Source organism: Streptomyces sp. NPDC012888, assembly GCF_042900645.1.
Lineage (GTDB): Bacteria > Actinomycetota > Actinomycetes > Streptomycetales > Streptomycetaceae > Streptomyces.
This window is the reverse complement of sequence record NZ_JBIBBM010000001.1, coordinates 1-12,643: the sequence shown is the minus strand read 5'-3', so window position 1 is coordinate 12,643 and position 12,643 is coordinate 1. Positions and strand designations below refer to the sequence as shown.

Below are 12,643 nucleotides of genomic sequence, written 5' to 3'. Positions count from 1 at the left end.
GTGGTGAGGGTGGAGCTTCACGACGTACGAGCGGACGTACGGGCGGACTTGCGGGCGGGCTTGCGGGGCGGCTGGGCCGCGATGGCCGCCCGGTAGCGGGCGACGGTGCCTTCGGCGGCCCTGGCCCAGGTGAAGTTGGCCAGCACCCGGTCGCGGCCGGCGGTGCCGAGGCGGGCGCGGAGGGCGGGGTCGCCGAGGAGGCGGCCGAGGGCGTGGGCGAGGGCGTCGGCGTCGCCGGGCGGCACGGCGAGGCAGGTCTCGCCGTCGGTGCCGGTGACCTCGGGGATGGCGCCGCCGGTGGTGGCGACGAGCGGGGTGCCGGTGGCCATGGCCTCGGCGGCGGGCAGCGAGAAGCCCTCGTAGAGGGAGGGGACGCAGGCGACTTGGGCGCCGCGGACGAGGTCGACGAGTTCGGCGTCGGTGACGCCCTTGACGAACCGGACGGCGTCCTGGAGCCCGTACTGCTCGATGGCCTTGGCGACGGGGCCGCGTTCGGCGCGTTTGCCGACGACGACGAGGTGGGCGTCGGGGTGTTCGGTGCGCACCTTGGCGAGGGCTTCGACGAGGTGGACGAGTCCCTTGAGGGGCACGTCGGCGCTGGAGGTGGTGACGATCCGGCCGGGGGTCTCGGCGACGGAGGGGTCCGGGGACCAGAGGTCGGTGTCGGCGCCGATGTGCACGACGTGGATGCGGTCGTCGGCGACGCCGAGGTCGTCGATGATCTCCTGCCGGGAGGAGCCGGAGACGGTGAGGACGGAGGGCAGGCGGCGGGCGACGCGCTTCTGCATGCGGGTGAAGGCGTACCAGCGGCGGACGGAGACGCGCCGCTTGCGGTCCTTGGCCGCGGCCAGGTCCAGGCGGCGGTCCACGGTGATGGGGTGGTGGATGGTGGTGACGAGGGGTGCGCCGAGGTCGGCCAGCAGTCCGTAGCCGAGGGTCTGGTTGTCGTGGACGACGTCGAACTCCCCGGCGCGGGCGGCGAGGTGGCGGCGGGCGCGCAGCGAGAAGGTCAGCGGTTCGGGGAAGCCGCCGGTCCACATGGTGCCGACCTCCAGGAGGTCGATCCAGTCCCGGTACTCGCCCCGTCCGGGGGTGCGGAAGGGGTCGGGCTGGCGGTACAGGTCGAGGCTGGGGAGTTCGGTGAGGGTGGCGCCTTCGTCGAGGACGGGGTAGGGCTGGGCGCCGATCACCTCGACGGTGTGGCCCAGCTTGACCAGTTCGCGGGAGAGGTGGCGGACGTAGACGCCCTGGCCGCCGCAGAACGGGTTCCCTTTGTAGGTGAGCAGCGCGATGCGCAACGGGCGCTCACCGTCGGCGGCGAGGGCCTCGGAAGGGCTCGCCACCATGGCCTCAGCGGTCACTCTCGGCCCCCTTCTGCCTGCGACTTTCGCCGGAGCGTAACCGCTCGGATAATGTAGAACAAGTTTCAGACTTGATCCTTCAAGGAGATTGAATCTACCGGTCGGAAACCACACCGTAAGAGGCGGAGCAGGTGATTCGCGCCACGGCCGCACCGCCTGCCATGCTGGCCTTTGGCCAAGCCTCGGACAGTGCGAAACATTCACCTCGGAACGGGACACATGACAGCGGAAGCGAAGGCCGTGACCACCCCGGCGTCCCCGCCCCTGACGGAGCGGCAGGAGGCCCGCCGCCGCCGGATCCTGCACGCGAGCGCGCAGCTCGCCAGCCGGGGCGGTTTCGACGCGGTGCAGATGCGGGAGGTCGCCGAGTCCTCCCAGGTCGCCCTCGGCACGCTGTACCGCTACTTCCCGTCCAAGGTGCACCTGCTCGTGGCCACGATGCAGGACCAGCTCCAGCACATGCACACCACGCTGCGGAAGCGGCCGCCGGCCGGCGACGATCCGGCGGCCAGGGTGGCCGAGACCCTGATGCGGGCCTTCCGGGCGCTCCAGCGCGAACCGCACCTGGCGGACGCGATGGTGCGCGCCCTGACCTTCGCGGACCGCAGCGTGAGCCCGGAGGTCGACACCGTCTCCCGGCTGACGACGGCGATCATCCTGGACGCGATGGGGCTGGAGGCACCGCCGACGGCCGAGCAGCTCTCGGCGGTGCGGGTCATCGAGCACACCTGGCACTCGGCCCTGATCACCTGGTTGTCGGGGCGCGCCTCGATCGCCCAGGTGAAGATCGACATCGAGACGGTGTGCCGCCTGATCGACCTGACGGCGCCGCCGGCGGCGCCCCGGGATTCGTCCGGAAGCTGACGCTGCCGGGCTTGCCGGCGGGGCGGCACCGTCGGGTCAGCCCTCGCCCTGCCTCTCCAGCAGCGCGAGTTCGTCTTCGCTGAACCGGGACTCGCAGGCGTCCTCGAAGCCCTGGAAGCTGAGCATCCGGATGCCGCTCATGTCGTAGTAGCCGGCCCTCAGGGTCCAGCCCCGCTTCTCGAGGACCTGGTGCACGGCGGCCCCCTCGCCCCTCTCCTCGTCGAGGGGCTCCTCGCGCGCCGGGTGGTCGACCTGCCAGCCGCGGCGCCCGAGTTCGGTGACGACCGCGTCGTACTTCGCCCGCTCGTCCCCCGCGCCGGTCCCGGCCGCCTCGCTCTTCCCGCCGCCGAGGGACTGCCAGGTGACGCTGCACTTCACCATCCGGGCGACCACGGCGTCCTTCGCGGACAGCGGCTGCCCGGACGGCGCCGCCGTCTCCCGCCGCTTCCCCGCGGCGACGGACAGCCCGGCCGCGGCGACCGACCGGTCGAGGTCGGTCTGTGCGGCGTTCCGGTCGAAGGCCGTGGGCGAGGGCGCGGGCGCGGGTGACGCCGGGGCCGTCGCCGCACCCGGATCCTGCTGCCGGCCGGCCGCCCGGTCCCCGGTGGCCGCCGTCGTACCGCAGCCCGCCGCGAGCACCGTCAGCGCCGCCGCCACCGCGGCGGCCGTGGTGACCCGTACCGCCGTCTTCCCGCCCATGCCGATGTCCCGCTCCTGATAGCCGTACCGCCGGGCGAGGTCCGCCCGGCGGTGCCGCAGGAGTGTCCCACGGAGTGCCGGACGGCTATTCCTCGGGTGGGAAGACCGGCTCGCCGGAGCCCTGGAGGGTGATCATGATGGCCTCGACGGGGCAGCCCTCGGCGGCTGCGAGGACCCCCTCGTTGGCGTCGGTCTCGGAGCGCGCCGGGTGGGACTGGCGGGCCGAGTCCAGGGTGAAGCCCGTGGGGGCGTGGTTCACGCACATGCCGGAGCCGATGCACACGCCCCGGTCCACCTCCACGTGCCAGCGGTCACCCATCAGGCGCCGGTCCCCGGGGCCCGGTAGCCGGCGGGCAGGTGGATCATCTTCTGCTCCAGGTACTCCGAGAGGCCCTCCGGCCCGAACTCCCGTCCCAGGCCGCTGTTCTTGTAGCCGCCGAACGGGCCCAGCATGTCCAGGCTGAAGGTGTTCACGTTGTACGTGCCGGTCCGCACCCGGCGGGCGAAGTCGATGCCGTGCTCCACGTCCGCGGTCCAGACGCTGCCGCTGAGCCCGAAGTCGGAGTCGTTCGCGATCCGCGCCGCCTCGTCCTCGTCGCCGTAGGGCAGCAGGCACACCACCGGTCCGAAGATCTCCTCGCGGGCGATCCGCATGGAGTTGTCCACGTCGCCGAAGAGGGTGGGCTCCACGTACCAGCCGCGGTCCAGTCCGGCGGGCACGCCACCGCCGGTGAGCACCTTGGCGCCCTCCTCCTGACCGATGCCGATGTAGTCGAGGGAGCGCCGCTGCTGCCTGCGGGCCACCAGCGGGCCGATCTGGGTGGCCGGGTCCAGCGGGTCGCCGACCTTCTGCGCGCGGACCGCGGCGACGAGGGCCTCGGCGACCTCGTCGTAGCGGCTGCGGGGGGCCAGGATCCGGGTCTGGGCCACGCAGGCCTGGCCGTTGTTCATCCAGGCCGACTGGACCAGTCCCGGTACGGCGGTCTCCAGGTCGGCGTCCGGCAGGACGACGGCGGCCGACTTGCCGCCGAGCTCCAGCGTCACCCGGGTGAGGTTGCGGGCGGCGACCTCCATGACGCGCCTGCCGGCCGCGACCGAGCCGGTGAAGGCAACCTTGTCCACGCCGGGGTGCCCGACCAGGTACTCGCTGACCTCCCGGTCGGCGGGCAGGATCGACAGCACGCCCTCCGGCAGGCCGGCCTCCCGGACGATGTCGGCCAGGATGAAGGAGTCCAGCGGCGCCTCGGGCGAGGGCTTGAGGATCACGGTGGACCCGCTGAGCAGGGCCGGCCCCAGTTTGGCGGCCGCCACGAACTGCGGCACGTTCCACGGGATGACGGCGGCGACCACCCCGACCGGCTCGCGCCGGACCAGGATCGGGCCGAGCGCCCCGGCGCGGTGCTCCTCGTAGGGGAACTCGCGGGCCACGGTGATGGCCGCGTCGTAGACCATCATCGGGCCGAGCGCCTGGGCGAGGACGCTCCAGGAGTAGGGGGAGCCGTTCTGCGAGCTGATCGAGCGGGCGATCTCCTCGTGCCGGACGGCGATCGCGTCCTTGATCCGCGAGACGACCGCGATCCGCTCGTCCAGCGTCATCCGGGGCCAGGGCCCTTCGTCGAAGGCCTTGCGGGCGGCCGCGACGGCCCGGTCGACGTCGGCGTTCGAGGCGTGCGGAACCCGGCCGATGACCTGCTCGGTGTGCGGGGAGACGACCTCGATGGTGTCGCCGCCCAGCGGATCCGTCCACTCGCCGCCGATGAACAGTCTTCCGTGTTCCACGAGCTCGGTCATGCTGTTGCCTCCTGCTGGCTGCGCGACCACCGTGACGGCCTGACGATGCTTCAGAACTGATACCAGTTCTAGTTGCAGGAGTCCACGCCCCGGACGGAAGTGCGACGGGAGAGCCGATGCGCGACCGACAGGTGCGCCGGATGGTCGACTTGGGCTACTACTACCAGTGGAACGAGTTCTCGCCGCGGACACAGGGGACACAGGGGGATCGCATGTCGAACGCAGGCTCAGACGCGGGGGCGGGCACGGGTACGGAGGCGGGTGCGGGTGCGGTCACCACCTCCGGGGTCACCGACCACGGCGGGGGCGTCTGGTCCCTGCGCGTGCCCATCCCCGACAACCCCCTGGGCCACACCCTGGTCCACGTCCTCGACACCGACCGCGGCCCGGTCCTGATCGACACCGGCTGGGACGACCCCGCCTCCTGGTCCACCCTGACCGGCGGACTCGCCGCCCTCGGCATCCGCGTCACCGACCTCCACGGGGTGCTCATCACGCACCACCACCCCGACCACCACGGCCTGTCCGGGCGGGTCCGCGAGGCCTCCGGCTGCTGGATCGCCATGCACGCCGCCGACACCGAGGTCGTCCTGCGCACCCGCTCCGCCGAGCCGGGCGTCTGGTTCGACTACATGGCCGAGAAGCTGAGCCTGGCCGGAGCCCCCGAGGAACACGTCACCCCGCTGCGCGCCGCCCGCCGCGCCGGCCGCGTGCGCACCCTGCCCGGGCTGCACGCCGCCGTCCCCGACCGCGAGATCGTCCCCGGCGAGCTGCTGCCGCTGGCCGGACGCCGGCTGCGCGCCGTGTGGACGCCCGGCCACACCCCCGGCCACGTCTGCCTGCACCTGGACGAACGGCACCCGGCGGACCTGCCCGGCAACGGCCGCCTCTTCTCCGGCGACCACCTGCTGCCCGGGATCACCCCGCACATCGGCCTGTACGAGGCCCCCGACGAGAACGGGGTCACCCGGGCCACCGACCCCCTCGGCGACTACCTCGACTCGCTCGAACGGATCGCCCGGCTCGGCCCGGCCGAGGTCCTGCCCGCGCACCAGCACCCGTTCACCGGCGCGGCCGCCCGCGTCCGGGACCTCCTCGCCCACCACGCGGAACGGCTGGCCGGGCTGCTGGAGCTGCTCGCCGAACCGCTCACGCCGTGGGCGCTGGCCGAGCGGATGGAGTGGAACCGGCCCTGGGAGCAGATCCCGTACGGCTCCCGGAACATCGCCGTCTCCGAGGCGGAGGCCCATCTGCGCCGGCTGGTGAAGCTGGGCCGGGCCGAGGCCGTGCCGGGCAGCGACCCCATCACCTACCGGGCCGTGCCGGCCTGACCGGCCGGCCCGGCGCCCTCGCTGCGCATCGGGTCGACCGCGTCCAGGACCGGCTCCCGCAGCAGCACGCGGGCCCGCCGGGCGGTCTCCGCCACCGCGGGCCCGGCCTGGGCCGGCACCGCCTCCCAGCCGCCTGGTTCCGCTGATCCTCTGTCATGCCCCGGACCCTGGACCGGCGTCGGCCCCGCGGCCCGGACCGCCGCCCGGCCGGCCCCGTATCGGCCCCGTACCCGGCCCCGCACCGGCCCCGTACCGGCCCACGGGCCCGACGCTACGGGCCGGTACAGTGAAGGCCGTCGTCCACGCTCCTCACGGGGGGAAGCCGGTGCGAATCCGGCGCTGACCCGCAACCGTGTACCGCCGCCCCCCGGGGCCGTCGGAAGCCGGAATGCCCCGAACGGGAGAGGTGACCGGCACCGTCGAGGTCAACGGAGCCGGAGCCCGGTGCCGCGCGTGCCCGCCTCCCGCTCCCCAGCAGGAGAGGCATCCGCCCCGCCATGAACATCCGCCGCAGCGCAGCCGCGCTCGCCGCTTCCGCCGTGCTCTGCGCGGCCGCCGCTCCCGCCGCCCTCGCCGCACCGTCTCCCTCACCCGCGCCCGTGCTGCCAGCCGGCCTCTACGGCAAGGGCGACCCGACGTACGACGGCGTGTTCCGCCAGTCGCTGGCCTTCCTCGCCCAGCACGCCTCCGGCGTGACCCCGGCCCCCCAGGCCGTGGACTGGCTGGTCGGGCAGCAGTGCGCGAACGGCGCCTTCGCGGCGTTCCGCCCCGACCCGGCGAAGGCCTGTGACGCCACGACCATGCTGGACACCAACGCCACCGCGGCCGCCGTGCAGGCACTGGCCGCGCTGGGCGGACGTCAGGAGCAGGTGAAGAAGGCGGCGGACTGGCTGAAGTCCGTGCAGAACGCCGACGGCGGCTGGAGCTACGGCCCCGGCGGCGCCATGGACACCGGCACCGACGCCAACTCCACCGGCATCGTGGCCGGTGCCCTCGCGGCGGCCGGCGAGAAGCCCGACGCGGTGAGGTCCAAGGGCGGCAAGACCCCGTACGAGGCGCTGCGCGCACTCCAGCTCGCCTGCCCGCAGCCGGGTTCCGCCCCCGACGACCTGGGCGCCTTCGCCTTCCAGCCGGACAAGGCGGGCGGGCTCGCGGCCAACGCGGACGCGACCGCCGCGGCCGCCCTGGGCGTGCTCGGCAAGGGCATGGTCGTGCCCGCTCCGGCCGCCGACCGGCCGGTCCCCGCCAAGCCGCTGTCCTGCGAGGCGGGCGGCGCGAAGGACCCCGCCGAGTCGGCGTCGGCCGCGGCCGACTACCTGAACGTCAAGCTGGCCTCCTCCGGCCACCACCTGATGTCCTCGATGCCCGGCGCCACCGACCAGCCCGACTTCGGCAACACCGCGGACGCCGTGGTGGCGCTCGCCGCCGGCGGCCACAAGTCGGCCGCTGAGAAGCCGCTGGCCTGGCTGCGGCAGAACGCCGCCGGGTGGGCGAAGACGGCGGGGCCCGCCGCGTACGCCCAGCTGATCCTCGCCGCGCACGCGACCGGCGCAGACCCCCGGGCCTTCGGCGGCACCGACCTGGTGGCGGAACTGAACGCACAGGGCCCGGCACCCAAGGCGGCCGGCGCCCAGGAGAAGAAGGACGAGGAGCAGCGGCAGAAGGAGGACGGCTCCTCCTCGTCTTCCTCCGTGTGGTGGATCGTGGGTGCGGGCGCCGCCGCCGGCGTGGGCATCGGCATCCTGCTCAGCGGCCGCCGCAAGAAGCAGCAGCCGTGATCCGGCGCCTGGCGCCGGCGTTGGCCGCCGTGCTCGTCGTCCCGCTGCTGTCCGTGCTGTCGGCCGCGCCCGCGCAGGCCGCGGGCTACCGGTACTGGTCGTTCTGGGACGGCGGCACGGGCGGCCCGTGGAAGTACGCCTCGCAGGGGCCCTCGACGGCCCGGCCGGCCGACGGCGAGGTGCTGGGCTTCCGCTTCGCGGTGAGCCAGGACGCGGCGGCGGAGGCGGCACGGCCGCGGGCCGCCGCGGACTTCGCGGCGGTGTGCGGGACGACCCCGGCGGCCGAGGGCCGCAAGCGGGTGGCGCTCGTCATCGACTTCGGCGTCCAGGCCGACGCGCCCTCCGGCGAGGCCCCGCCGCAGGCCGGCCCGCGCACCGCCTGCGCCCAGGTCGCCCCGGGGGCCACCGCCGCGGAGGCGCTGGCGGCGGTCGCGAAACCGCTCCGCTACGACAGCGCGGCGCTGCTGTGCGCGATCTCCGGGTACCCGTCCCAGGGCTGCGGCGACCAGGTCTCCGACCCGGGCACGAGCGCCGGCACGAGCACCAGCGCCGGCACGGGCACCGGTGCCGGCGAGCCCGCGACCACGACGCCTCCCCCGGCCTCGGCGGAGCCGGCCCGGGCCGACTCGGGCCCGTCCTTCGGCCTGCTCGGCGGCATCGCGGCGGTCCTCGCGCTGGGCGCCGCCGCGATCTGGCAGTCCCGCCGCCGCCACGGCCGATGAGGCTGCCGGCCGCACCCGAGGCGAGCCGGGGCAACGCCCTGCACGCGGGGGCGTGGTGGCTGTGGGCCCTGGGCCTGGCCACCGCGGCCTCCCGCACCACCAACCCGCTGCTGCTCGGCCTGATCGTCGGCGTGGCCGGCTACGTGGTCGCGGCCCGCCGGACCGACGCGCCCTGGGCCCGTTCCTACGGCGCCTTCGTCAAGCTGGGCCTCGCCGTCCTCGGCCTGCGCCTGGTGTTCTCCGCCCTGCTCGGCTCGCCGATCCCCGGCAGCCACGTCCTGCTCACCCTGCCCGAGGTGCCGCTGCCGGACTGGGCGCAGGGCGTCCGGCTGGGCGGCCGGGTCACCGCCGAACAGCTGGTCTTCGCCTTCTACGACGGCGCGAAGCTCGCCACCCTGCTGATCTGCGTGGGCGCGGCGAACGCCCTGGCCAACCCGGCCCGGCTGCTGAAGTCGCTGCCGGCCGCGCTCTACGAGGCCGGGGTCGCCGTGGTCGTCGCGATGACCTTCGCGCCGAACATGGTCGCGGACGTGGTCCGGCTGCGGACCGCCCGCCGCTTGCGCGGCCGCCCCACCGGCGGGGTGCGGGCGGTCCTGCAGATCGGCCTGCCGGTGCTGGAGGGGGCGCTGGAGCGTTCCGTCGCCGTGGCCGCCTCCATGGACGCCCGCGGCTACGGCCGCACCGCCGCCGTACCGCCGGCCGTCCGCCACGCCACCACCGCCCTCACCCTGGGCGGGCTGCTCGGCATGTGCGCCGGCAGTTACGGCCTGCTCGCCGCCGAAGGCGCCGGATACGGCCTGCCGCTGCTCGGCGGCGGGCTGGTCCTGGCCCTGGCGGGGCTGCGGCTGGGCGGCCGGCGCAGCCTCCGCACCCGTTACCGGCCCGACCGGTGGGGCGCCCGGGCCTGGCTGGTCGCCGGGTCCGGTGCCGCGGTGGCCGCGCTGATGGTCCTGTCCGGGACGGCCGACCCGGAGGGGCTGCGGCCCGGGGTGGTGCCGCTGGTGGCTCCCGGCCTGCCGCTGTGGCCCGCCGCGGCGGTGCTGGTCGGCCTGCTCCCCGCCCTGGTGGCGCCCGTTCCGCCGAAGGAGACCCGCCTACCGTGATCCGCTTCGAGCAGGTGTCCGTCACGTACGACGGCTCGTCCGCACCCACCCTGCGGGACGTGGACCTGACCGTTCCCGAGGGTGAGCTCACCCTCCTCGTCGGCCCGTCGGGCGTGGGCAAGTCGACCCTGCTCGGCGCGGTGTCCGGGCTGGTGCCGCACTTCACCGGCGGCACGCTGCGCGGCCGGGTCACCGTCGCGGGCCGGGACACCCGTACGCACCCGCCGCGCGAGCTGGCGGACGTGGTCGGCACGGTCGGCCAGAACCCGCTGGCCCACTTCGTCACGGACGTGGTGGAGGACGAGCTGGCCTACGGCATGGAGTCGCTGGGGCTGCCGCCCGCGGTGATGCGGCGCCGGGTGGAGGAGACGCTCGACCTGCTCGGCCTGAACGAGCTGCGCGACCGGCCCATCGCGACCCTGTCCGGCGGCCAGCAGCAGCGGGTCGCGATCGGCTCGGTGCTGACCCCGCACCCGCGGGTGCTGGTCCTGGACGAGCCGACCTCGGCGCTGGACCCGGCGGCCGCGGAGGAGGTCCTGGCCGTCGTCCAGCGGCTGGTGCACGACCTGGGGACCACCGTCCTCATGGCGGAACACCGGCTGGAGCGGGTGGTGCAGTACGCCGACAAGGTGCTGCTGATCCCGGCCCCGGGCGCGGCGCCGGTCCTGGGCGAGCCCGGGGACGTCATGGCCGTCTCCCCGGTCCACCCCCCGGTGGTGGCCCTGGGCCGCCTGGCCGGCTGGTCCCCCCTCCCCCTCACCGTCCGCGACGCCCGCCGAGCGGCTCCGGCCCTCCGCAGCCGCCTGACCGGAACCGGCCCGGCCGCCCGGCCGGCCGATGCCGCCGCTTCGGCCCCTCCGGCGTTCGAGGAGCCGGAGGCACCTTCGGCGGTGGCCGGGGAAGGGCGGGGCGGAGAGGGTGCCCTGGGCGGCGGGCCCAGCCCCCGCCCCACCCTGCTCGCCCGCCTGCTCCGCCGCCGCGGCGCACCCACCACCCCGGCGGCCCCGTCCGCGGCCCCGGCGGCGTCCGAACCCGTCACCGCGACCGCCCTCGCCGTCCGCCGAGCCCGCCGCGAGATCCTCCGCTCCGTCGACCTCGGCGTCGCCCCCGGCGAGACCGTCGCCCTCATGGGCCGCAACGGCGCCGGCAAGTCCACCCTGCTCAGCACCCTCGTCGGCATGCTGGAGCCCTCCTCGGGCACCCTGACCGTCGGCGGAGCCGTCCCCCACCGGACGCCTCCCGCCGACATGGTGGGCCGGGTCGGCCTGGTCCCGCAGGACCCCCGCGACCTGCTGTACGCCGACACCGTCGCCGCGGAGTGCGCGGCGGCCGACGCCGACGCCGGTACGCCGCCCGGCACCTGCCGCGAGCTGGTGTCCGCCCTGCTCCCGGACGTGTCCGACGACACCCATCCGCGCGACCTGTCCGAAGGCCAGCGCCTCGCCCTGGCCCTGGCGCTGGTGCTGACGGCCCGCCCGGCGCTGCTGCTCCTGGACGAGCCGACCCGCGGCCTGGACTACGCCGCCAAGGCCCGGCTGGTCGGGATCCTGCGCGGCCTCGCGGCCGACGGCCACGCGATCGTCCTGGCCACCCATGACGTGGAACTGGCGGCCGAGCTGGCCGACCGGGTGGTCATCCTGGCCGGTGGGGAGATCGTCGCCGACGGGCCGACCGCCGAGGTGGTCGTTTCCTCCCCGGCCTTCGCCCCCCAGGTGGCGAAGGTCCTCGCGCCTGGCCACTGGCTCACGGTGGCCCAGGTGGCCGCCCGCCTGGGCGCCGCTCCCCCGCCCGTCCCCGGCCCCCGAGACCATCCCCCGCGCCCCGGCCGCACCTACCGCAGCGGCCCCACGCCCGGGCATGCGGCAACGGGGCCCACCCCATGACGACCGCCCGCCCCGTCCGGCCCGTGCGCATCGGCCCCCGCGCCGCCGCCGCCCTGGTGCTGGTCACCCTCATCGGCATCGCCGCCTTCGGCTGGCCGCTGCTCGCCGACCGGCAGTCCGGGTTCGCGCACTCCCAGGACGCGCCCTGGCTCTTCGCGGCCCTGCTGCCGCTGCTCGTCGCCGTGGTCGTCGCGACCATCGCCGACCAGGGCATGGACGCCAAGGCCGTGGCGATGCTCGGCGTGCTCGCCGCCGTCGGGGCGGCCCTGCGTCCGCTGGGTGCCGGTACCGCCGGCCTGGAACCGATGTTCTTCCTGATGGTGCTCAGCGGCCGCGTCCTGGGGCCGGGCTTCGGCTTCGTGCTGGGCGCCGTGACCATGTTCGCGTCGGCCCTGCTCACCGGTGGGGTGGGCCCCTGGATGCCGTTCCAGATGCTGGCCATGGGCTGGTTCGCGCTGGGAGCGGGCCTGCTGCCGGGGCCGGGGCGGATACGCGGGCGGGCCGAGCTCTGGATGCTCGCGGCCTACGGGTTCGCCGGCTCGTTCGCGTACGGCACGGTCATGAACCTGCAGGGCTGGGTGGTCCTCCAGGGCATGGGGCAGGGCGTCTCCTTCCACCCGGGCGACCCGCTGTCCGCGAACCTCACGCGCTTCCTCGCGTACTGCGTGGCCACCAGCCTCGGCTGGGACCTGGGACGGGCCGCGCTGACGGTCGTCCTGACGCTCGCCCTGGGCGGGACGGTGCTGCGGGCCCTGCGGCGGGCGACGAGGAAAGCGGCGTTCGACGCGGCCGTGGCCTTCGATTCGGGGGTGGGAGTGGCCCGCGACACACCCCTCAAAGGGGTACAACCAGACACGTAAGGTGACATTAGGGCCGGTATCCGGTGAGGCGGCCCACAGGACCCACGTCACATACGACCCGGGACAGTAGCCCTTCCACCCGCCCTGCACCGCGGCTACCGCCGGTCGGTGCGGTCCGGTCTGCGGTCGTGGCTAGTAGGTGGGGGCGTTGCCAGCGGGGCGGGGGGCTGGCTAACTGGTGTTGTCGCAGAGCGGACGGGGTCCTCCGATCCCCCGCTGACGAACCCCTCTCCCTGGCGTGAGTGGCTCAC

At 75.1% G+C, this 12,643-nt stretch carries 12 protein-coding genes and 1 riboswitch; of the genes, 7 read left to right on the top strand and 5 right to left on the bottom strand.

Annotated elements, in window-relative coordinates; all coding sequences use genetic code 11:
* Positions 1 to 17: 17 nt before the first annotated feature.
* Positions 18 to 1,361, bottom strand: coding sequence for a glycosyltransferase family 4 protein (locus tag ACFY61_RS00060; RefSeq protein ID WP_389464731.1), 1,344 nt, complete (start codon positions 1,359 to 1,361; stop codon positions 18 to 20).
* A 219-nt stretch (positions 1,362 to 1,580) separates the two neighbouring features.
* On the opposite strand from ACFY61_RS00060, the gene ACFY61_RS00055 reads away from it, so the two are divergent.
* Entirely contained in the window at positions 1,581 to 2,225 is a 645-nt protein-coding gene (locus ACFY61_RS00055) for a TetR family transcriptional regulator (protein WP_389464730.1), read from the top strand.
* Between the two features lie 36 nt (positions 2,226 to 2,261).
* On the opposite strand, the gene ACFY61_RS00050 is transcribed toward ACFY61_RS00055, so the two are convergent.
* The 3 genes from ACFY61_RS00050 to ACFY61_RS00040 all read right to left on the bottom strand — a co-directional run bounded on the left by ACFY61_RS00050 (position 2,262) and on the right by ACFY61_RS00040 (position 4,715).
* Positions 2,262 to 2,924, bottom strand: a complete 663-nt coding sequence (locus ACFY61_RS00050; protein ID WP_389464727.1) for a hypothetical protein — start codon at positions 2,922 to 2,924, stop codon at positions 2,262 to 2,264.
* Positions 2,925 to 3,009: 85 nt separating this feature from the next.
* The gene (locus ACFY61_RS00045; RefSeq protein WP_389464725.1) at positions 3,010 to 3,243 is read right to left on the bottom strand and encodes a ferredoxin; all 234 of its coding nucleotides are present in this window, start codon (positions 3,241 to 3,243) and stop codon (positions 3,010 to 3,012) included.
* Positions 3,243 to 4,715, bottom strand: coding sequence for an aldehyde dehydrogenase (locus ACFY61_RS00040; protein WP_389464723.1), 1,473 nt, complete (start codon positions 4,713 to 4,715; stop codon positions 3,243 to 3,245). The genes ACFY61_RS00045 and ACFY61_RS00040 overlap by 1 nt, the downstream gene beginning before the upstream one ends.
* A 116-nt stretch (positions 4,716 to 4,831) precedes the next feature.
* Here ACFY61_RS00040 and ACFY61_RS00035 point away from each other — a divergent pair, with 116 nt between their 5' ends.
* Positions 4,832 to 6,046: an MBL fold metallo-hydrolase gene (locus tag ACFY61_RS00035; RefSeq protein ID WP_389464721.1), complete on the top strand. Its 1,215-nt coding sequence runs from the start codon at positions 4,832 to 4,834 to the stop codon at positions 6,044 to 6,046.
* On the opposite strand, the gene ACFY61_RS00030 is transcribed toward ACFY61_RS00035, so the two are convergent.
* The gene (locus ACFY61_RS00030; protein WP_389464720.1) at positions 6,025 to 6,165 is read right to left on the bottom strand and encodes a hypothetical protein; all 141 of its coding nucleotides are present in this window, start codon (positions 6,163 to 6,165) and stop codon (positions 6,025 to 6,027) included. The genes ACFY61_RS00035 and ACFY61_RS00030 overlap by 22 nt on opposite strands.
* A gap of 196 nt (positions 6,166 to 6,361) precedes the next feature.
* Positions 6,362 to 6,440: riboswitch (cobalamin riboswitch) on the top strand.
* A 103-nt stretch (positions 6,441 to 6,543) separates the two neighbouring features.
* On the opposite strand from ACFY61_RS00030, the gene ACFY61_RS00025 reads away from it, so the two are divergent.
* From ACFY61_RS00025 to ACFY61_RS00005, 5 genes are read left to right on the top strand one after another with little or no spacing between them, the layout of a single operon-like run.
* Complete coding sequence (locus ACFY61_RS00025; protein WP_389464717.1) at positions 6,544 to 7,824, top strand: prenyltransferase/squalene oxidase repeat-containing protein; 1,281 nt, start codon at positions 6,544 to 6,546, stop codon at positions 7,822 to 7,824.
* Positions 7,824 to 8,546, top strand: coding sequence for an SCO2322 family protein (locus ACFY61_RS00020; RefSeq protein WP_389465881.1), 723 nt, complete (start codon positions 7,824 to 7,826; stop codon positions 8,544 to 8,546). The genes ACFY61_RS00025 and ACFY61_RS00020 overlap by 1 nt, the downstream gene beginning before the upstream one ends.
* Entirely contained in the window at positions 8,543 to 9,649 is a 1,107-nt protein-coding gene (locus ACFY61_RS00015; RefSeq protein WP_389464715.1) for an energy-coupling factor transporter transmembrane component T, read from the top strand. The genes ACFY61_RS00020 and ACFY61_RS00015 overlap by 4 nt, the downstream gene beginning before the upstream one ends.
* Entirely contained in the window at positions 9,646 to 11,532 is a 1,887-nt protein-coding gene (locus ACFY61_RS00010) for an ABC transporter ATP-binding protein (protein WP_389464712.1), read from the top strand. Before ACFY61_RS00015 ends, ACFY61_RS00010 begins: the two co-directional genes overlap by 4 nt.
* Positions 11,529 to 12,392, top strand: coding sequence for an ECF transporter S component (locus ACFY61_RS00005; protein WP_389464709.1), 864 nt, complete (start codon positions 11,529 to 11,531; stop codon positions 12,390 to 12,392). Before ACFY61_RS00010 ends, ACFY61_RS00005 begins: the two co-directional genes overlap by 4 nt.
* The last annotated feature ends 251 nt before the right edge of the window (positions 12,393 to 12,643 follow it).

What these genes read in the sequence shown, in the direction of transcription:
- ACFY61_RS00055 (WP_389464730.1), top strand. Translation starts at nt 1,581, where the DNA reads ATGACAGCGGAAGCGAAGGCCGTGACCACCCCGGCGTCCCCGCCCCTG.
- ACFY61_RS00050 (WP_389464727.1), bottom strand. Translation starts at nt 2,924, where the DNA reads ATGGGCGGGAAGACGGCGGTACGGGTCACCACGGCCGCCGCGGTGGCG.
- ACFY61_RS00045 (WP_389464725.1), bottom strand. Translation starts at nt 3,243, where the DNA reads ATGGGTGACCGCTGGCACGTGGAGGTGGACCGGGGCGTGTGCATCGGC.
- ACFY61_RS00040 (WP_389464723.1), bottom strand. Translation starts at nt 4,715, where the DNA reads ATGACCGAGCTCGTGGAACACGGAAGACTGTTCATCGGCGGCGAGTGG.
- ACFY61_RS00035 (WP_389464721.1), top strand. Translation starts at nt 4,832, where the DNA reads ATGCGCGACCGACAGGTGCGCCGGATGGTCGACTTGGGCTACTACTAC.
- ACFY61_RS00025 (WP_389464717.1), top strand. Translation starts at nt 6,544, where the DNA reads ATGAACATCCGCCGCAGCGCAGCCGCGCTCGCCGCTTCCGCCGTGCTC.
- ACFY61_RS00015 (WP_389464715.1), top strand. Translation starts at nt 8,543, where the DNA reads ATGAGGCTGCCGGCCGCACCCGAGGCGAGCCGGGGCAACGCCCTGCAC.
- ACFY61_RS00005 (WP_389464709.1), top strand. Translation starts at nt 11,529, where the DNA reads ATGACGACCGCCCGCCCCGTCCGGCCCGTGCGCATCGGCCCCCGCGCC.